The sequence below is a fragment of the Poseidonibacter parvus genome (assembly GCF_001956695.1).
Lineage (GTDB): Bacteria > Campylobacterota > Campylobacteria > Campylobacterales > Arcobacteraceae > Poseidonibacter > Poseidonibacter parvus.
Genome location: NZ_CP019070.1, coordinates 2,647,197 through 2,672,169, shown reverse-complemented (window position 1 = coordinate 2,672,169; position 24,973 = coordinate 2,647,197). Strand labels below are relative to the sequence as shown.

The following is a 24,973-nucleotide window of genomic DNA, read 5'->3' as shown; positions in this document are numbered from 1 at the left end:
GGATATGAATATGAAATTAACAATTAAAAATGGATTTGGTTCAAATAAAGTTATAGATTTAAATAAAGATTTAGAGTTTAATGTTGTAAAGGGTGAACAATATATTTTTTCAAATGGATTTTCAAATTATATATTAAATTTTAAAGATAATCAAGAATCAATTTCTTTAGTATTTAATGTTGATGGGAAAACAATCACAGTTGAATTAAATGGAATTGTTCCTTTTTTACAAGCAAATAATGACAACACTAAAAATCCTACAGCTGTAATTATTAACAAGAATGTAGAAAATGAAGATATCGATCCAATTTTAGATAACAGTGCATTTAATGGAAGTGAAATCTTAGATAGATTAGAAGCTTTAGCTAGTAACCCTGTTGATACAGGAGGAACTTCTGGAGATAATCTTGCTTTGATATCAGATTTTCAAACATTACTTGATTCTTTAGGAGCAGCAGCAGCAGGTCCTGGAGGTGATGGAAATGCAACTGGTGATGGTTCTACTTTTAGTGCTAACTTTGCTAATACTTCTGATCCTTTAAATGGAATTGCAGATAGTGATAGATGGGTTAATCTTTCAGAATCAATTACTTCTGTTCCTGTAGATACTACTGATGACATTGGTATTGGTGATGTTACACCTCCTACTCTTTCTATATCTAATCAAACAGTAAGTGAAGGTGATTATGCTGTAGTTACAATTAGTTTAAGCGAAGCTAGTACAGTAGATACAACTTTTGATTTAGTGCTAAAAGAGGGAACAGCTTCATCAGCTGATTATGAAGAATTAGAAGTACTAGTAAATGGAGAATGGGTAGCAGCAGATTCAGCGACAATACCAGCTGGAGATACAGAAATACAAGTAAGAGTAAAAACAATTGATGATTTAGAACATGAACCATCTGAAACATTTACTATTGAAGCTACATTAACAGATGGTATAGTTACTAATCCTACTGAAGAAACTGAAATTACAATCACAGATGATGGAGATATTCCAACAATTGTAGTTAGTGATTCTACTATTAATGAAGAAGATGGATTATTAACATTTGTAGTAAGCTTATCAAACCCAAGTTCATCAGAAGTAACAGTAGATTATAAAACAGTAGATGGGACTGCAATAGCAGGATCTGATTATGAAGCAGTGTTAAATGAAACAATTACATTTGCACCAGGTGAGACTTCAAAGACTATTTCAATTGCAGTAATAGATGATGCAATATTTGAAGATTCAGAAAGTATGACAATAGAATTATCAAACCCAATAAACTCTGAAATAGCAGATGAAGAGGGTGAAGGACGAATTCTTGATGATGGAGATATTCCAACATTTACAATTTCAGACTCTGAAGCAGTTGAAGGTGATTACGCAGTATTCAATGTACAATTAAGTAACCCAAGTACAGAAGATATAACAATAGATTTAGCACCAAAAGCAGGAACAGCAGAAGATAGTGACTTTGAACCAGAAGTAGAAGTATTTGATGGAACAAACTGGGTACCAGCAACAAGTGTAACAATTCCAGCAGGTGAAACTGAAGTACCAGTAAGAGTAAAAACAACTCAAGATGATATTGATGAGCCAGTAGAAGAGTTTACATTAGAAGGTGAAGTAGTAGATGGAACAACTGCAAACCCAACAGATAGTGGAACAGCATCAATTTTAGATAATGATGGAACTCCTCAAATTACAATTTCAGATGCAGTAGTACAAGAAGAAGATGGATTATTAACATTTATAGTAAGCCTTTCAAACCCAAGTTCATCAGAAGTAACAGTAGATTATAAAACAGTAGATGGGACTGCAATAGCAGGATCTGATTATGAAGCAGTGTTAAATGAAACAATTACATTTGCACCAGGTGAGACTTCAAAGACTATTTCAATTGCAGTAATAGATGATGCAATATTTGAAGATTCAGAAAGTATGACAATAGAATTATCAAACCCAATAAACTCTGAAATAGCAGATGAAGAGGGTGAAGGACGAATTCTTGATGATGGAGATATTCCAACATTTACAATTTCAGACTCTGAAGCAGTTGAAGGTGATTACGCAGTATTCAATGTACAATTAAGTAACCCAAGTACAGAAGATATAACAATAGATTTAGCACCAAAAGCAGGAACAGCAGAAGATAGTGACTTTGAACCAGAAGTAGAAGTATTTGATGGAACAAACTGGGTACCAGCAACAAGTGTAACAATTCCAGCAGGTGAAACTGAAGTACCAGTAAGAGTAAAAACAACTCAAGATGATATTGATGAGCCAGTAGAAGAGTTTACATTAGAAGGTGAAGTAGTAGATGGAACAACTGCAAACCCAACAGATAGTGGAACAGCATCAATTTTAGATAATGATGGAACTCCTCAAATTACAATTTCAGATGCAGTAGTACAAGAAGAAGATGGATTATTAACATTTATAGTAAGCCTTTCAAACCCAAGTTCATCAGAAGTAACAGTAGATTATAAAACAGTAGATGGGACTGCAATAGCAGGATCTGATTATGAAGCAGTGTTAAATGAAACAATTACATTTGCACCAGGTGAGACTTCAAAGACTATTTCAATTGCAGTAATAGATGATGCAATATTTGAAGATTCAGAAAGTATGACAATAGAATTATCAAACCCAATAAACTCTGAAATAGCAGATGAAGAGGGTGAAGGACGAATTCTTGATGATGGAGATATTCCAACATTTACAATTTCAGACTCTGAAGCAGTTGAAGGTGATTACGCAGTATTCAATGTACAATTAAGTAACCCAAGTACAGAAGATATAACAATAGATTTAGCACCAAAAGCAGGAACAGCAGAAGATAGTGACTTTGAACCAGAAGTAGAAGTATTTGATGGAACAAACTGGGTACCAGCAACAAGTGTAACAATTCCAGCAGGTGAAACTGAAGTACCAGTAAGAGTAAAAACAACTCAAGATGATATTGATGAGCCAGTAGAAGAGTTTACATTAGAAGGTGAAGTAGTAGATGGAACAACTGCAAACCCAACAGATAGTGGAACAGCATCAATTTTAGATAATGATGGAACTCCTCAAATTACAATTTCAGATGCAGTAGTACAAGAAGAAGATGGATTATTAACATTTATAGTAAGCCTTTCAAACCCAAGTTCATCAGAAGTAACAGTAGATTATAAAACAGTAGATGGGACTGCAATAGCAGGATCTGATTATGAAGCAGTGTTAAATGAAACAATTACATTTGCACCAGGTGAGACTTCAAAGACTATTTCAATTGCAGTAATAGATGATGCAATATTTGAAGATTCAGAAAGTATGACAATAGAATTATCAAACCCAATAAACTCTGAAATAGCAGATGAAGAGGGTGAAGGACGAATTCTTGATGATGGAGATATTCCAACATTTACAATTTCAGACTCTGAAGCAGTTGAAGGTGATTACGCAGTATTCAATGTACAATTAAGTAACCCAAGTACAGAAGATATAACAATAGATTTAGCACCAAAAGCAGGAACAGCAGAAGATAGTGACTTTGAACCAGAAGTAGAAGTATTTGATGGAACAAACTGGGTACCAGCAACAAGTGTAACAATTCCAGCAGGTGAAACTGAAGTACCAGTAAGAGTAAAAACAACTCAAGATGATATTGATGAGCCAGTAGAAGAGTTTACATTAGAAGGTGAAGTAGTAGATGGAACAACTGCAAACCCAACAGATAGTGGAACAGCATCAATTTTAGATAATGATGGAACTCCTCAAATAGTAGTTAGTGACTCAGCTATAAATGAAGAAGATGGTGTACTAACTTTTACAATTAGTTTAAGTAATCCAAGTAGTGATGAAGTAACTGTAGATTATACAACTACTGATGGGACAGCAATAGCTGGATCAGATTATGTTGCGGATAATGGAACAATTACATTCTTACCAGGTGAAACTTCAAAAACAATCTCAATTGCTGTATTAGATGATACAGTTTATGAAGTTGACGAAAGTATGTATATTGACCTATCAAACCCAGTAAACTCTGAAATAGCAGATAATCAAGGTGAAGGTAGAATAGCCGATAGTGGTAATAATGGAGATATCCCAACATTATCAATTTCAGATTCAATCGTAACTGAAGGTGATTATAATATTTTCACTGTTCAAATATCTAATCCTTCAACAGAAGATATTAAATTTAAATTCTCTACAGAAGATGGTACAGCTAAAAAAGGTACAGATTATGATGCAGATTTAATTGAAGTTTATGAAGTATCAAGTGATAATGGAATTACTTGGACACAAGCTGATGAAGCAACTATAGAAGCTGGAAATACAGCAATTTTAGTAAGAATTCCAACTATTGAAGATGATTTATCAGAAACAAATGAAATATATACTTTAACTGCAGAAGTTATAGAAGGAACAACAACAAATTCTGACTATACTACAGGTTCAAAAGCGAGTGCAACGGGAACAATTATAGATGATGATGTAGCATCAATTATAATAGGAGACGCAGTACTAGATGAAGATGCAGGAGTAATGACATTTAAAGTAAGTCTTACAACTCCAAGTGACTCAGAAATTACTGTTGATTTCGCAACAGTAGATGGAACAGCAATAGCTGGAGAAGATTATGTAACAACAAATGGGACAGTAACATTCCCAGCAGATACAACAGTACAATATATTACAGTTCCAATTAGTGATGATTTAGTGTTTGAAAATGATGAACAATTCACAGTAGAATTAACAAACCCATCAGATAATGCAGAGATAGGTGTACCAGTAGGAACAGGTGTAATTAAAGATAATGATTTACCAACATTAGAAATAAGTAATGTAGATGTAACAGAGGGTGAACCAGCACAATTTGTAGTAAGTATTACAAACCCAAGTGATGAAGATATTACAGTAAGTTTAACTCCAAAAGAGGGAACAGCAACAGAAGAAGATTACTCACCAGAAGTAGAAGTACTACAAGAAGATGGAACATGGGTACCAGCAGATGAAGCGACAATTCCAGCAGGAGAAACTCAAGTAGTAGTAAGAGTAATTACAACAGAAGATGAAATATCAGAAGGTAATGAAGAGTTTACACTAGAAGCAGTAGTAACAGAAGGACAAACAACAAATGGTGTAACAGAAGGTACAGCAACAATTATAGATGATGATGTAGCATCAATTATAATAGGAGACGCAGTACTAGATGAAGATGCAGGAGTAATGACATTTAAAGTAAGTCTTACAACTCCAAGTGACTCAGAAATTACTGTTGATTTCGCAACAGTAGATGGAACAGCAATAGCTGGAGAAGATTATGTAACAACAAATGGGACAGTAACTTTCCCAGCAGATACAACAGTACAATATATTACAGTTCCAATTAGTGATGATTTAGTGTTTGAAAATGATGAACAATTCACAGTAGAATTAACAAACCCATCAGATAATGCAGAGATAGGTGTACCAGTAGGAACAGGTGTAATTAAAGATAATGATTTACCAACATTAGAAATAAGTAATGTAGATGTAACAGAGGGTGAACCAGCACAATTTGTAGTAAGTATTACAAACCCAAGTGATGAAGATATTACAGTAAGTTTAACTCCAAAAGAGGGAACAGCAACAGAAGAAGATTACTCACCAGAAGTAGAAGTACTACAAGAAGATGGAACATGGGTACCAGCAGATGAAGCGACAATTCCAGCAGGAGAAACTCAAGTAGTAGTAAGAGTAGTTACAACAGAAGATGAAATATCAGAAGGTAATGAAGAGTTTACACTAGAAGCAGTAGTAACAGAAGGACAAACAACAAATGGTGTAACAGAAGGTACAGCAACAATTATAGATGATGATGTAGCATCAATTATAATAGGAGACGCAGTACTAGATGAAGATGCAGGAGTAATGACATTTAAAGTAAGTCTTACAACTCCAAGTGACTCAGAAATTACTGTTGATTTCGCAACAGTAGATGGAACAGCAATAGCTGGAGAAGATTATGTAACAACAAATGGGACAGTAACTTTCCCAGCAGATACAACAGTACAATATATTACAGTTCCAATTAGTGATGATTTAGTGTTTGAAAATGATGAACAATTCACAGTAGAATTAACAAACCCATCAGATAATGCAGAGATAGGTGTACCAGTAGGAACAGGTGTAATTAAAGATAATGATTTACCAACATTAGAAATAAGTAATGTAGATGTAACAGAGGGTGAACCAGCACAATTTGTAGTAAGTATTACAAACCCAAGTGATGAAGATATTACAGTAAGTTTAACTCCAAAAGAGGGAACAGCAACAGAAGAAGATTACTCACCAGAAGTAGAAGTACTACAAGAAGATGGAACATGGGTACCAGCAGATGAAGCGACAATTCCAGCAGGAGAAACTCAAGTAGTAGTAAGAGTAGTTACAACAGAAGATGAAATATCAGAAGGTAATGAAGAGTTTACACTAGAAGCAGTAGTAACAGAAGGACAAACAACAAATGGTGTAACAGAAGGTACAGCAACAATTATAGATGATGATGTAGCATCAATTATAATAGGAGACGCAGTACTAGATGAAGATGCAGGAGTAATGACATTTAAAGTAAGTCTTACAACTCCAAGTGACTCAGAAATTACTGTTGATTTCGCAACAGTAGATGGAACAGCAATAGCTGGAGAAGATTATGTAACAACAAATGGGACAGTAACTTTCCCAGCAGATACAACAGTACAATATATTACAGTTCCAATTAGTGATGATTTAGTGTTTGAAAATGATGAACAATTCACAGTAGAATTAACAAACCCATCAGATAATGCAGAGATAGGTGTACCAGTAGGAACAGGTGTAATTAAAGATAATGATTTACCAACATTAGAAATAAGTAATGTAGATGTAACAGAGGGTGAACCAGCACAATTTGTAGTAAGTATTACAAACCCAAGTGATGAAGATATTACAGTAAGTTTAACTCCAAAAGAGGGAACAGCAACAGAAGAAGATTACTCACCAGAAGTAGAAGTACTACAAGAAGATGGAACATGGGTACCAGCAGATGAAGCGACAATTCCAGCAGGAGAAACTCAAGTAGTAGTAAGAGTAGTTACAACAGAAGATGAAATATCAGAAGGTAATGAAGAGTTTACACTAGAAGCAGTAGTAACAGAAGGACAAACAACAAATGGTGTAACAGAAGGTACAGCAACAATTATAGATGATGATGTAGCATCAATTATAATAGGAGACGCAGTACTAGATGAAGATGCAGGAGTAATGACATTTAAAGTAAGTCTTACAACTCCAAGTGACTCAGAAATTACTGTTGATTTCGCAACAGTAGATGGAATAGCAATAGCTGGAGAAGATTATGTAACAACAAATGGAACAGTAACATTCCCAGCAGATACAACAGTACAATATATTACAGTTCCAATTAGTGATGATTTAGTGTTTGAAAATGATGAACAATTCACAGTAGAATTAACAAACCCATCAGATAATGCAGAGATAGGTGTACCAGTAGGAACAGGTGTAATTAAAGATAATGATTTACCAACATTAGAAATAAGTAATGTAGATGTAACAGAGGGTGAACCAGCACAATTTGTAGTAAGTATTACAAACCCAAGTGATGAAGATATTACAGTAAGTTTAACTCCAAAAGAGGGAACAGCAACAGAAGAAGATTACTCACCAGAAGTAGAAGTACTACAAGAAGATGGAACATGGGTACCAGCAGATGAAGCGACAATTCCAGCAGGAGAAACTCAAGTAGTAGTAAGAGTAGTTACAACAGAAGATGAAATATCAGAAGGTAATGAAGAGTTTACACTAGAAGCAGTAGTAACAGAAGGACAAACAACAAATGGTGTAACAGAAGGTACAGCAACAATTATAGATGATGATGGGAAACCGTCAATTATTATTGGTGATGCTGTATTAGATGAAGATAAAGGTGTAATGGTATTTACAGTTAGTCTTACTAATCCAAGTAGTGAAGAAATTACTGTTGATTTTGCAACTGAAGATTTAAATGCAATTGCAGGGGAAGATTATACAGCAACAACTGGAACAATCACATTTAGTCCAAATCAAACAACACAAACTATTGAAGTTGAAATTACTGATGACCTTGTATATGAAACTGATGAAAACTTTAATGTATTATTAACAAATCAATCAGCTAATGCTAATATTGGAGTTGATACAGGTTTAGGAACTATTAAAGATAATGATACTGAACCTGTTGTTACTTTAGAAGGTATAACGGATTCTATTAATGAAGGTGAAACTGCTCAATTTGTAGTTAAATTAGATAATCCAGCTTATGAAGATGTTGTGGTTACATTTACAATTGGTGGAGATGTTGATGGTGAAGATTATGTTGAACCAACGACTTATACTGTAACTATTCCTGCAGGTGAAACTGAAGTGCCATTAAATATTGAAACTATTGTAGATGGCATATATGAAGGATCTGAAGATTTAGATATTAAAATAACAGATACAACAGGTGCTAACTCAAGAATAGATGCTTTAAATGATGAAGCATCAACTGAAATTTTAGATTCATTATCTGCACCAAAAGTTTCGATTATCACAGAACAAAGTTCAATTCCAGAAGGAACAACTGCTGAATTTACAGTAAAAATTGATACACCTTCAGATGAAGATGTTGTTGTTACTTTTGCAATAACTGGTGATGTAGATAATGATGATTACACAGAACCTACACTATATACTGTTACAATCCCAGCAGGACAAACTGAAGCACCAATTGATATAGAAACTATTGATGATGCAACATTTGAAGAAGATGAAGATTTAACTGTTTCATTACTAAGTTCAGTTGGAGCCGATTCTACAATTGATGTAGATAATGATGAAGCAAATGTGGTTGTATTAGATAATGATGTTGATGCTATTGATGATATTAGAGAATTAGATGAAGATTCAAGTTTAATTATTGATGTATTAGATAATGATAAAAATCATGATTCAGGTGACTTAAATGTAACTGGAATAACTCAAGGAAGTCATGGTCTAGTTGTAATTAACCCTGATGGAACAATAACATATACACCAGAAGAAAATTATAACGGTCCAGATGAATTTACTTATGACATTATAAATGAAGATGGTTCTACAGATACAGCAGTAGTAAAATTAACAATAGATCCAGTAAATGATGCACCAGTGGCAGTTGATGATACATTCACATTAAATGAAGATATCGCAACACCATTAGATATTCTTGGAAATGATACAGATGTAGATTCTCCATTAGATCCAACATCAGTAGTAATTACAAAACAACCAACACATGGAACATTAACAGTTAATCCTGATGGAACAGTAACATATACACCAGAAGAGAACTATAATGGACCAGATGAGTTTGAATATACAGTTAAAGATGTTGATGGAGATGTTTCAAACCCAGCAGTAGTAAAATTAACAGTAGATCCAGTAAATGATGCACCAGTAGCAGTTGATGATACATTCACATTAGATGAAGATATCGCAACACCATTAGATATTCTTGGAAATGATACAGATGTAGATTCGCAATTAGATCCAACATCAGTAGTAATTACAAAACAACCAACACATGGAACATTAACAGTTAATCCTGATGGAACAGTTACATATACACCAGAAGAGAACTATAACGGAGCAGATGAATTTACATATACAGTTAAAGATGTTGATGGAGATGTTTCAAACCCAGCAGTAGTTAAATTAACAGTAGATCCAGTAAATGATGCACCAGTTGCAGTTGATGATACGTTTAATGTAGATGAAGATTTAGCAACACCATTAAATATTTTAGGAAATGATACAGATGTAGATGGAACAATCGATCCAACAACAGTAGTTATCACAAAACAACCAGAACATGGTGTGTTAGTAGTAGATCCACTAACAGGAGAGGTAACATATACACCAGAAGAGAACTATAATGGACCAGATTCGTTTGAATATACAGTAGAAGATAATGATGGATTAGTATCAGAACCAGCAACTGTAACATTAACTGTAGATCCCACAAATGATGCACCAGTAGTAGCAGAATTAAATACAACAGTAATGGAAAGTGATTTATTAGATGTTCCTTTAGAAGATAGTCATTATAATGGAACGTTAAGTGCGATAGATCCAGATGGTGATGCTATTCAATCATTTAACTATGAGAATAATTTAAAAATTTCTGTAACAAAAACAGATTTAGATGCAAGAAATATCTTTGATGATCCATCTTCAGTTCCTTTAGATGAAGCAAAAGATGTAATACTTGATTTCGTAGAGAATTCATTAATAGGTCAAGTAGTTCAAAATGACCCAGTATATATAGCATTCGTAGCAGCAGTTGAAAATGCAAATGATGCAACAGAATTAAAAGCATTAATCACTAGTTTAGAAACAACTAGAGGATTAGTACTAGGTGCAGATACAATTACAATGAGTACTGAGATACCAGATTCTGTAGCAGCAGCATTAGAAGCACAAGGATTATTATCAATAGAAATCACAGGTGATAACTATGATGTAAGAAGTCCATTATTTAATCTTTTAGGGCCAGATGATAGCGCAACAATTTCATTCGATTATTCAGCAACAGATGAGCATGGATTAAAAGGTGAATCAGATACAGTAAACCTTACAATCCTTGGTGTAAATGATGCACCAGTTGCAGTTGATGATACGTTTAATGTAGATGAAGATTTAGCAACACCATTAAATATTTTAGGAAATGATACAGATGTAGATGGAACAATCGATCCAACAACAGTAGTTATCACAAAACAACCAGAACATGGTGTGTTAGTAGTAGATCCACTAACAGGAGAGGTAACATATACACCAGAAGAGAACTATAATGGACCAGATTCGTTTGAATATACAGTAGAAGATAATGATGGATTACTATCAGAACCAGCAACTGTAACATTAACTGTTGATCCAATACCAGAAGCTCCAGTAGTGGAAATATTAGATGGTGGTGATGAAGTACTAAATACAGAAGAAGTAAACGCAGGTGTAAAAGCAAAAATTACATTACCTGAAGATGCTGAAATTGGAGATACATTAAATGTAGATACAGATGGAGATGGTCAACCAGATTTCACAAAAGTATTAACACCTGAAGATATTACAGCAGGAGAAGTAATTGTAGATGTTCCTGCCGAAGATGTTCCTGAAAATGGTGAAACATTAACAGTTGATGCAGTTATTGTTAATTCAATTGGAAAAGAATCTCCAAAGGCATCAGATACGTCTGTAGTTAATACAACAGAATTAAACGTAACTATTGAAATAGATGATGTAACAGCTGATAATGTAATAAATGTAGCCGAATCACAAACAGATGTACCAGTAACTGGAAAGGTTGGTGGAGATGCAAAAGTTGGTGATATAGTAACATTAACAGTAAATGGAAAAGAATTTACAGGTGAAGTTAAAGATGATTTAACATTCTCTATTGATGTTCCAGGAAGTGATTTAGTAGCAGATAAAGAAACAGATGATTCTACAATTGATGCAACAATTACAACAAGTGATGCAGTAGGAAATACAGCTACAGCTGAAGATAGTCAATTATATGGAGTTGATGCAGGTGAAATTGGATCTCCAGGTTTAGAAATTCTTGATGGTGGAGATGGAAAATTAAATGCAGAAGAAATAGCTGCCGGCGTTCAAGCAGAAATTACAATTCCAGAATCAGCAGATATTGGTGATATATTAGAAGTAGATACAGATGGTGATGGAATAGCAGATGTTACAAAAGTATTAGATGCAACTGATGTAGCAACTGGAAAAGTAATAGTAGATATTCCTACAGAAGATATTCCAGAAAATGGAGAATTAAAAGTAGAAGCTATTATTGTAGATCCAGCTGGAAATAAATCTCCAAAAGCAATTGATTCATCATTAGTAGATACAATTTTACCAGAAGCTTCAATTACACTAGATGAGATTACAAGTGATGGAATTATTAACTTTGTTGAATCACAAGAAGATACAATTATAGTATCAGGAACTGTTGGAGATGATGTAAAAATTGGAGATAAAGTAACATTAATAGTTGCAGGAGTTACATATACAGGTTTTGTTAATGCAGGGAATGTATTTGCAATTGAAGTGCAAGTAAGTGACTTATTAGCTGATACTGATGGAATTGTAGATGCCAGTGTAGAAACATTTGATGATGCAGGAAATAAAGCTGTAGCAAATGATGATGAAGATTTCACTGTAGATATAAATGCAACTGAAGCACCAACAGTAGAAATACAAGATGGTGGTGATGAATATTTAAATGGTGAAGAAGTAGATGCTGGAGTAACTGCAATTGTTACATTACCTGATACTGCAGTAGCTGGAGATACATTAGATGTAGATACAGATGGTGATGGTCAACCGGACTTCACAAAAGTATTAACACCAGAAGATATAACAGCAGGTACTGTAACTGTACCTGTAGACGCAGAAGATATTCCAGAAGAAGGTGTATTAACTGTAGATGCAACAATTACAGATGAAGCAGGAAATACATCAGAAAAAGGAACAGATACTTCAAATGTTGATATCGTACCACCAGTAGTTACAATTACATTAGATGAAATTACAGTAGATGGAATTATTAACAAAGCAGAATCTGAAGCTCAAGTTGAAATTTCAGGTACAGTTACAGGTGACTTTAAAGAGAATGATCCTTTAGTTGTTACAATTAATGATGTTGATTATCCTACAACTGTTAATGCAGATGGTACATTTAGTGTTGATGTGCAAGGTAGTGATTTAGTAGATGATGCAGATAAATTAGTTGATGCAGCAATTACAATTGCAGATTTAGCAGGTAATACAGCAAGTGATACAGATGATGAGAATTATGAACTTAATATTAATCCAGTTGATGCGCCTACAGTAGAAATACAAGATGGTGGTGATGGAAAATTAAATGGTGAAGAAGTAGATGCTGGTGTAACAGCAATTGTTACATTACCAAATAATGCAGTAGCTGGTGATATTCTTGATGTAGATACAGATGGTGATGGTCAAGCTGATTTCACAAAAGTATTAACTCCTGAAGATATAACAGCAGGTACTGTAACTGTACCAGTAGACGCAGAAGATGTTCCAGAAGAAGGTGTATTAACAGTAGAAGCAACAATTACAGATACAGCAGGTAACACATCTGCTCCAGGTACAGATACATCATTAGTTGATACTATTGATCCAATACCTACAATTACATTAGATGAAATTACAACAGATGGAATTATTAATAGCGATGAATCACAAGCTCCAGTAGAGATTACAGGAACAGTTGGTGGAGATGCAAAAGTTGGTGATGAAGTTGTTGTAACTGTAAATGGTACAGAGTATACAACTACAGTAGAACCAGGTTTAACATTCAAAGTAGAAGTACCTGGATCAGAATTATTAGCAGATGCAGATAAATTAGTGGAAGCTACAGTAACAACTGAAGATGAAGCGGGAAATAAAGCAAGCGCTAATGATGATGAAGATTTCACTGTAGATACACAAGCAACAGAAGCACCAGTAGTAGAGATACTAGATGGTGGAGATGACTTCTTAAATGGTGAAGAAGTAGCAGCAGGAGTAGAAGCTAAAGTTATATTACCTGATACTGCAATAGTAGGAGATACATTAGATGTAGATACAGATGGAGATGGAGAGCCAGACTTCACAAAGGTATTAACTCCTGAAGATATAACTGCAGGTGAAGTAATTGTACCAATTGATAATGAAGACATTATTGATGGAGAAACATTAGTAGTAGATGCAACAATTACTGACCAAGCAGGTAATACATCAGAAAAAGGTAGTGATGAATCAGTTGTTGATACAACTGCACCAGAAGCAACAATTATTTTAGATGAAATCACTGAAGATGGAATTATTAATAAATTAGAATCAGAAGGACCAGTAGAAGTTACAGGTACTGTTACAGGCGATGCTAAAGAAGGTGATATCGTTACTATTAGAGTTAACGGTAAAGATTACTCTGGAGAAGTTAAAGATGATTTAACATTCTCTATTGAAGTTCCAGGTGAAGAGTTTATTACTGATTTAGATAAAGTTGTTGATGCAACTTTAGTAGTAAAAGATGAAGCAGGAAATGAAATTACAGTAAAAGATACTGAAGATTATACAGTTGATATTACTCCACCTCCAGCACCAACAGTAACAATTACTGAAGATGTAAATGATGATGGATTAATTAATGCAGATGAATTAAATGGTGATGTAAATGTAACAATAACAGTACCAACAGAAGCAAAAATTGGTGATACTTTAAATGTAACAAACCCAGATGGAACAACAACTGACTACCCAGTAGATCAAGATATGTTAGATAATGGATTAGCCTTAACATACCCAGCACCAGCAGAAGGTGAAGAGATTGAAGTAAAAGCTACAATTACAGATGTAGCAGGAAATGTGTCAGAAGAAGATACAGATTCAGCAGTAATCGATACAGAAGAAACATCAGCACCAACAGTAGAGATACTAGACGGTGGAGATGGATTCTTAAATGAAGAAGAAGTGAATGCAGGAGTTGAAGCAGTAATTACATTGCCACCAGAAGCAGTAGCTGGAGATACATTAGATGTAGATACAGATGGAGATGGAGAGCCAGACTTTACAAAAGAGTTAACACCAGAAGATATAACAAATGGAACAGTAACAGTAACAATTCCAGCAGAAGATATTATTGATGGAGAAACATTAGTAGTAGATGCAACAATTACAGATGAAGCAGGGAATACATCACCAAAAGGAACAGATTCTTCAAATGTGGATACAACACCACCAGAAGCATCAATAACTTTAGATGAAGCAATTACACCTGATGATGTAATAAATGCGAGTGAAGCAAATGAAGATATCGCAATCACTGGTACAGTTGGTGATGATGTAAAACCTGGAGATACAGTAACATTAAGTGTAAATGGAAAAGAGTTTACAGGAACAGTTGAAGATGATTTAACGTTCTCAATAGACGTTCCAGGAGCAGACTTAGTAGCAGATCCAGATAATAAAATAGAAGCATCAGTAACAACAACAGATGAAGCAGGTAACTCAACAACAGTAATGGATGATGAGACTTATAGTGTAGATACAGAAGAAACATCAGCACCAACAGTAGAGATACTAGACGGTGGAGATGGATTCTTAAATGAAGAAGAAGTGAATGCAGGAGTTGAAGCAGTAATTACATTGCCACCAGAAGCAGTAGCTGGAGATACATTAGATGTAGATACAGATGGAGATGGAGAGCCAGACTTTACAAAAGAGTTAACACCAGAAGATATAACAAATGGAACAGTAACAGTAACAATTCCAGCAGAAGATATTATTGATGGAGAAACATTAGTAGTAGATGCAACAATTACAGATGAAGCAGGGAATACATCACCAAAAGGAACAGATTCTTCAAATGTGGATACAACACCACCAGAAGCATCAATAACTTTAGATGAAGCAATTACACCTGATGATGTAATAAATGCGAGTGAAGCAAATGAAGATATCGCAATCACTGGTACAGTTGGTGATGATGTAAAACCTGGAGATACAGTAACATTAAGTGTAAATGGAAAAGAGTTTACAGGAACAGTTGAAGATGATTTAACGTTCTCAATAGACGTTCCAGGAGCAGACTTAGTAGCAGATCCAGATAATAAAATAGAAGCATCAGTAACAACAACAGATGAAGCAGGTAACTCAACAACAGTAATGGATGATGAGACTTATAGTGTAGATACAGAAGAAACATCAGCACCAACAGTAGAGATACTAGACGGTGGAGATGGATTCTTAAATGAAGAAGAAGTGAATGCAGGAGTTGAAGCAGTAATTACATTGCCACCAGAAGCAGTAGCTGGAGATACATTAGATGTAGATACAGATGGAGATGGAGAGCCAGACTTTACAAAAGAGTTAACACCAGAAGATATAACAAATGGAACAGTAACAGTAACAATTCCAGCAGAAGATATTATTGATGGAGAAACATTAGTAGTAGATGCAACAATTACAGATGAAGCAGGGAATACATCACCAAAAGGAACAGATTCTTCAAATGTGGATACAACACCACCAGAAGCATCAATAACTTTAGATGAAGCAATTACACCTGATGATGTAATAAATGCGAGTGAAGCAAATGAAGATATCGCAATCACTGGTACAGTTGGTGATGATGTAAAACCTGGAGATACAGTAACATTAAGTGTAAATGGAAAAGAGTTTACAGGAACAGTTGAAGATGATTTAACGTTCTCAATAGACGTTCCAGGAGCAGACTTAGTAGCAGATCCAGATAATAAAATAGAAGCATCAGTAACAACAACAGATGAAGCAGGTAACTCAACAACAGTAATGGATGATGAGACTTATAGTGTAGATACAGAAGAAACATCAGCACCAACAGTAGAGATACTAGACGGTGGAGATGGATTCTTAAATGAAGAAGAAGTGAATGCAGGAGTTGAAGCAGTAATTACATTGCCACCAGAAGCAGTAGCTGGAGATACATTAGATGTAGATACAGATGGAGATGGAGAGCCAGACTTTACAAAAGAGTTAACACCAGAAGATATAACAAATGGAACAGTAACAGTAACAATTCCAGCAGAAGATATTATTGATGGAGAAACATTAGTAGTAGATGCAACAATTACAGATGAAGCAGGGAATACATCACCAAAAGGAACAGATTCTTCAAATGTGGATACAACACCACCAGAAGCATCAATAACTTTAGATGAAGCAATTACACCTGATGATGTAATAAATGCGAGTGAAGCAAATGAAGATATCGCAATCACTGGTACAGTTGGTGATGATGTAAAACCTGGAGATACAGTAACATTAAGTGTAAATGGAAAAGAGTTTACAGGAACAGTTGAAGATGATTTAACGTTCTCAATAGACGTTCCAGGAGCAGACTTAGTAGCAGATCCAGATAATAAAATAGAAGCATCAGTAACAACAACAGATGAAGCAGGTAACTCAACAACAGTAATGGATGATGAGACTTATAGTGTAGATACAGAAGAAACATCAGCACCAACAGTAGAGATACTAGACGGTGGAGATGGATTCTTAAATGAAGAAGAAGTGAATGCAGGAGTTGAAGCAGTAATTACATTGCCACCAGAAGCAGTAGCTGGAGATACATTAGATGTAGATACAGATGGAGATGGAGAGCCAGACTTTACAAAAGAGTTAACACCAGAAGATATAACAAATGGAACAGTAACAGTAACAATTCCAGCAGAAGATATTATTGATGGAGAAACATTAGTAGTAGATGCAACAATTACAGATGAAGCAGGGAATACATCACCAAAAGGAACAGATTCTTCAAATGTGGATACAACACCACCAGAAGCATCAATAACTTTAGATGAAGCAATTACACCTGATGATGTAATAAATGCGAGTGAAGCAAATGAAGATATCGCAATCACTGGTACAGTTGGTGATGATGTAAAACCTGGAGATACAGTAACATTAAGTGTAAATGGAAAAGAGTTTACAGGAACAGTTGAAGATGATTTAACGTTCTCAATAGACGTTCCAGGAGCAGACTTAGTAGCAGATCCAGATAATAAAATAGAAGCATCAGTAACAACAACAGATGAAGCAGGTAACTCAACAACAGTAATGGATGATGAGACTTATAGTGTAGATACAGAAGAAACATCAGCACCAACAGTAGAGATACTAGACGGTGGAGATGGATTCTTAAATGAAGAAGAAGTGAATGCAGGAGTTGAAGCAGTAATTACATTGCCACCAGAAGCAGTAGCTGGAGATACATTAGATGTAGATACAGATGGAGATGGAGAGCCAGACTTTACAAAAGAGTTAACACCAGAAGATATAACAAATGGAACAGTAACAGTAACAATTCCAGCAGAAGATATTATTGATGGAGAAACATTAGTAGTAGATGCAACAATTACAGATGAAGCAGGGAATACATCACCAAAAGGAACAGATTCTTCAAATGTGGATACAACACCACCAGAAGCATCAATAACTTTAGATGAAGCAATTACACCTGATGATGTAATAAATGCGAGTGAAGCAAATGAAGATATCGCAATCACTGGTACAGTTGGTGATGATGTAAAACCTGGAGATACAGTAACATTAAGTGTAAATGGAAAAGAGTTTACAGGAACAGTTGAAGATGATTTAACGTTCTCAATAGACGTTCCAGGAGCAGACTTAGTAGCAGATCCAGATAATAAAATAGAAGCATCAGTAACAACAACAGATGAAGCAGGTAACTCAACAACAGTAATGGATGATGAGACTTATAGTGTAGATACAGAAGAAACATCAGCACCAACAGTAGAGATACTAGACGGTGGAGATGGATTCTTAAATGAAGAAGAAGTGAATGCAGGAGTTGAAGCAGTAATTACATTGCCACCAGAAGCAGTAGCTGGAGATACATTAGATGTAGATACAGATGGAGATGGAGAGCCAGACTTTACAAAAGAGTTAACACCAGAAGATATAACAAATGGAACAGTAACAGTAACAATTCCAGCAGAAGATATTATTGATGGAGAAACATTAGTAGTAGATGCAACAATTACAGATGAAGCAGGGAATACATCACCAAAAGGAACAGATTCTTCAAATGTGGATACAACACCACCAGAAGCATCAATAACTTTAGATGAAGCAATTACACCTGATGATGTAATAAATGCGAGTGAAGCAAATGAAGATATCGCAATCACTGGTACAGTTGGTGATGATGTAAAACCTGGAGATACAGTAACATTAAGTGTAAATGGAAAAGAGTTTACAGGAACAGTTGAAGATGATTTAACGTTCTCAATAGACGTTCCAGGAGCAGACTTAGTAGCAGATCCAGATAATAAAATAGAAGCATCAGTAACAACAACAGATGAAGCAGGTAACTCAACAACAGTAATGGATGATGAGACTTATAGTGTAGATACAGAAGAAACATCAGCACCAACAGTAGAGATACTAGACGGTGGAGATGGATTCTTAAATGAAGAAGAAGTGAATGCAGGAGTTGAAGCAGTAATTACATTGCCACCAGAAGCAGTAGCTGGAGATACATTAGATGTAGATACAGATGGAGATGGAGAGCCAGACTTTACAAAAGAGTTAACACCAGAAGATATAACAAATGGAACAGTAACAGTAACAATTCCAGCAGAAGATATTATTGATGGAGAAACATTAGTAGTAGATGCAACAATTACAGATGAAGCAGGGAATACATCACCAAAAGGAACAGATTCTTCAAATGTGGATACAACACCACCAGAAGCATCAATAACTTTAGATGAAGCAATTACACCTGATGATGTAATAAATGCGAGTGAAGCAAATGAAGATATCGCAATCACTGGTACAGTTGGTGATGATGTAAAACCTGGAGATACAGTAACATTAAGTGTAAATGGAAAAGAGTTTACAGGAACAGTTGAAGATGATTTAACGTTCTCAATAGACGTTCCAGGAGCAGACTTAGTAGCAGATCCAGATAATAAAATAGAAGCATCAGTAACAACAACAGATGAAGCAGGTAACTCAACAACAGTAATGGATGATGAGACTTATAGTGTAGATACAGATATTGAAGCAACAATTACATTAGATGAAGCAATTACTTCTGATGATATTATTAACTTAAGTGAATCAGGTGAAGACATTACTATCACTGGTACAGTTGGTGGAGATGTTAAGGATGGTGATACAGTAACATTAACAATTAATGGTACTGAATACACTGGAACAGTTTCAAATAATAGCTTTGCAATTATTGTTGCTGGTTCTGATTTAGCTGCAGATAATGATAGTTTAATTGATGCGAGTGTAACAACAACAGATGATGCTGGAAATACAGCAACAGCAACGGATACGGAAGGTTATACAGTTGATACTGAAATTGAAGCAACAATTACATTAGATGAAAATATTACTGCTGATGATATTATTAAATCATCAGAAGCAAATCAAGACATAACTATTACAGGTACAGTTGGTGGAGATGTTAAAGATGGAGATACAGTAACGTTAACAATTAATGGTACTGAATATACAGGAACAGTTTCAAATAATAGCTTCGCAATTATTGTTGCTGGTTCTGATTTAGTAGCAGATAGTGATAGTATAATTGATGCGAGTGTAACAACAACAGATGATGCTGGAAATACAGCAACAGCAACGGATACGGAAGGTTATACAGTTGATCTTAATGACGCACCAGAAATTGGAACATCAACTATCAATGTGTCAGAAGAAGGGTTACCTGGTGGAATTGAAGATGAAACAGGAGTTAATGATACAACAAATGAAGCAACATTATCTGGAAATATCAGTATTTCCGATCCAGATGGAGATGCTGTAACTGTAACATTAGTTGCACCAACTACTATTCTAAAGTCAAATGGTGAAACAATCGTTTGGAGTGGAAGTGATACTAATGAGTTAATTGGTAAAGTTGGAACTGAAGAAATAATAAAAGTAACTATTAATGATAATGGTGAATACACAGTTGACTTATTAGGTCCAGTAGATCACCCAGATACAACAACAGAAGATGTAATTTCTTTAGATATTGGTGTAAAAGCTAATGATGGTACTGAAACAACAACAGGTTCATTTATCGTAAAAATTGAAGATGATATGCCAACTAGTTGTGAAATTACTAGAGAAATTAATATTGAAAAAGATGTAGTAGTTGTAAGTAACTTAAGTGCAGGATTTAAAGATTCAGTGTTTGTAGGTGGAACTAATCAAGTTACAGAAACAAATACAGATTCAGACGCATTAATCGACACTATTGAATGGGGAACAAGTGCAGTTACTGGACATGGTCAATCAGGATATAACTTAATTGACAATACAGATTTTACAACAACAAGTGGTGCTGAAATTGATACAAATGGGATATTTGAATTAGCACAATTTACTCATCAAAACTGGACAGTTTACCAAGGTACATCAGTATTAGATAAAACAACAATTACTATGAGTATGGATGTTCTTGTAAATGGCGAAGCTGTATCAGTAGATTTTGATGTTCTTTTAGACCATACAGAAACAACAAATACAAATAATGAGATTGAATCAAGAGATATAATTACCTTACCAACTCAAGATGTAATAATTGATGTAAATGGGCAAGATTATGTATTTACAGTAGAAGGTTTCCAAGATGAAAATGGAGATTACGTAAAAACAATTTATACAAATGAAGCAGAAGATAATACATTTGGAATATTTGCAAGTATTAAACCTACAGGAGAATTACCAGAAGTAAGTGGTAATGTTTGTAATGATGCAGGTGCAGATGGACTAGATAAGATTATTTGGGGAGATTTAGATAATCCTTACGGAACAATGACTGTTGATGAGAATGGTGCATATACATTTGTAGTAAACGAAGATACGAGAGATAATCTTGAAGCAGGTGAGAGTATAAGTCAAGAATTTACTTACACAGTTATAGATAATGATGGTGATCAATCTACTAATACTGTTACTATTAATATTAATGGAACTGATGTACCTAATATTGCACCAGATGCTGAAGATGCAAATTATGAATTAACTTGTTCCGATGAAGTTATTAGTGAAACACTATTACTAAGTGAGTCATTTGAGACAACAGCTGGTACAGGAGATGACGTTCGTTCAGGATGGTTTGTAGACTATGGAGATAACCAAGATGGTATTTATACTGGAGATAATGGAGTTCAATGGATATTAAATGATTCTGGTATAGAAATACAAAGTGGAAATACAGCTGGTTCAACTGCATCTGATGGTGGTCAGCATGCAGAATTAGATCCTCATGAAAATACAGCAATTAAAACAAATGTTGAATTGGGTTCTAATGATACATTTGTATTATCATTTGATTATAAACCAAGACCGGATTCAGAAGATTCAAGTGATATGATTGTTTCTTTTGGAGGAATTGAATTAGCGGTAAATTCTGATACAAGTGGAAATGTTACATTTGTAGCAGATAATGGTGTTACATATACTTCTGTTGAAAATTCGGAAGGTTGGTACGAAATAGAAGCAATATTTACAGGAGTATCTGGTAATGATGCAGATTTAACATTTAAAGCTACCGGTACTTCTGATTCATATGGTGCTTTTATTGATAATATCAAGTTAGTAGGACAAGTTACAGAAAATAATTCAATGAAGAATGGATTAGAATTTACTCTTGATGATTTTGTATCAGATATAGAAGATGATGCAAACTCAACAATTGTTAAAATTAGAATAGAGTCTTTACCAGAAGATGGTGTATTAACAGTAGATGGAAATGAAGTTAAAATTGGTGATGTTTATGATGAGACAGCTCAAATTAAATATACTCCAGATGAAGTGAATGTTGATTATAAAGTTGATGATTCATTTGATTACGTTGCAATTGATTCAGATGGAAAAGAGTCTGATATAGCAACTGTAACATTTGATATTGATACTACTGGTTGTACTATAAATAATACAGCACCAAATGCTATAGATGATGGACAAGCAGCAGTAATTGTTGATGAAGTTACGACTGTATTTACATCGTCATTTGAAGTTAATTTAAATACAGATGATGTAACATTTGTAGATGCAGCTGATGGATGGACATCAATTAATTGTGATGAGAAGATAGAAGTAAGAGATGAGACAATTCAAAATACAAGTGGTGGAACTATATATACAGGTTTAGCAGCAGATGGAACAAAATATGTTGAATTAAATACAGATGATTCAAATACATATCCAGATTCATCAGGTATTACAAGAACAGTAGATACAGTTGCTGGAGCTGAGTATGAGTTAGACTTTAACTACTCTGCAAGACCAGGATATAATGCTGAAGTTTGTACATTCGAAGTTGCAGTTGATGGCGTTGTTTTAGGAACATATAGCGAAGATGGAACGGGTTTATCTACAGTTAATTGGCTTGATGATTCTGTTTCATTTATAGGAACAGGCAATCCAGTTGAAATTCAATTTAGAGAAGTAGGAACATCTAACCCAGACGCAGGTAGAGGAATGTTTATTGATGACATTACTTTAACTCAAACTGTTAAAACTTTTGAAACACAAGGTATAACTACGGATGAAAATACAGCAATCACTGTAGATGTATTAAGTAATGACACTGACCCAGAAAATGATGCACTAAGTATTACTCATGTTCAAGGTCAAGATGTAAGTAATGGCCAAATAGTAAATGTAACAAATATTGCTGGATTAATTTTAGGAACAGCTCAAGTTGTAAATGGACAAATTGAATTTACTCCAGGAGAAGAGTTACAAAAATTAAATGAAGGTGAAAATCAAGATGTAGTATTTGAATATACAATTACAGATGGAGAGAAATCAGATTCTGCAAATGTAACTGTTAATGTTACAGGATTAGATGATGTTCCAATTAACGCATCTTTATGTGGTACAAAAGATATTGCTGAAGGTAATTCTGGTTGGTATAATGTAAGATTAGATGAAGCAGTAACTCAAGATACATGGGTAACTGTACAAATTACTGATGGAACAGCAACAAGAGTTGATGCTAATGGTTGGGAACAATCACATCAAGATATTATGTGGGGTGGAAAATACGATATTAGATACTCTAATGGAGTAATAAAAGAAGTTATCCATGATAAAGTTCCAAATGGTACAACAGTTAGTTCTGGAAATAGATCACAAGTTGGACCTGATTACGCAACTTGGGATTATACAGTTGAAAAAGATGGTTTAGTACAACAAGGTGGAGTTGTAAAAGTATTAATTCAAGCAGGTGAAACTCAGTCAAATTACTTTGAAGTTCAAACTTGGAAAGAAAAAATAACAACTGATAATGATTTACATTCAAGCACAGCTGGAAATGAATATGAAGAGAACTTCCAAATGAGAATTTCAAACGTTGAAGGAAGCAGTTCTGATAATATTGAATATAGTTCAGATTATAAAAATGTAGAAATACATGATGGAACTTGTGTATTTAGAGTTTCTCCTATTACATTTGACTTAAGTGGTGATGGTGAAATTGGTGTTACTGGTGAAACTTCTTCAATTGATAAAGGTATAAGTAATACAATTGGAGCGACAGTTCAATTTGATATTGATGCAGACGGAGAATTAGATACTATTGAATGGATTGATGGTTCAGGTGATGGATTATTAGTTGATAATAGAGATGGTAATGCTGCAAATGATATGGATGGTTCAAGATTATTTGGTGAAGAAGGTGGACAATATACAAATGGATATGAAAAACTTTCTGCATTAGATACAAATAATGATGGACAATTAACAGGTGATGAATTAACAGGTCTTGATGTTTGGATAGATGATGGTGATGCAAAAGTTGAAGACGGTGAAATGAAAACATTAGCTGAACTTGATATTACTTCAATTTCAACTCAAATGACTGAAACAACAGGACTTGATGGTAAAATGCATATGGAATCAACTGCAACAAAAGCAGATGGTTCTAGTATAATGACTGAAGACGTTTGGTTTACAACAACTGATATTGACTTAAGTGCAGCAGTGAAAAGTGTTGATGGTGCAAATATAGTTGATTTAGAAGATAATAAATCAAATGATATTAAAATAGAAATGGATGATGTTTTAGACTTAGCAGATGCTGATAATCAATTAATCATCAAAGGTGAAAATGAAGATAAAGTTGATCTTGATGTAACTGAATGGAATAACTCAGGAAAAGAAGATGTTGAAGGTGTAAGCTATAATGTTTATACTGGAACAGGTGCAAATTCTACAGTTAAATTATTAATTGAAGATGAGATTGACACTAACTTATAATTTCTAATATAGAAACTAACAAAACTAGAAAGCTAAGGATATTTATATTCTTAGCTTTTTTTATTTAATATCCAATCTATCCTAGTTTTAAAATAA

The 24,973-nt window shown here is 34.5% G+C and carries 1 protein-coding gene; it reads left to right on the top strand.

Annotation, left to right across the window (positions count from 1 at the left end; translation table 11 throughout):
• The first annotated feature begins 10 nt into the window (after positions 1 to 10).
• Complete coding sequence (locus LPB137_RS14255; protein WP_076088778.1) at positions 11 to 24,877, top strand: Ig-like domain-containing protein; 24,867 nt, start codon at positions 11 to 13, stop codon at positions 24,875 to 24,877.
• The last annotated feature ends 96 nt before the right edge of the window (positions 24,878 to 24,973 follow it).

What these genes read in the sequence shown, in the direction of transcription:
- LPB137_RS14255 (WP_076088778.1), top strand. Translation starts at nt 11, where the DNA reads ATGAAATTAACAATTAAAAATGGATTTGGTTCAAATAAAGTTATAGAT.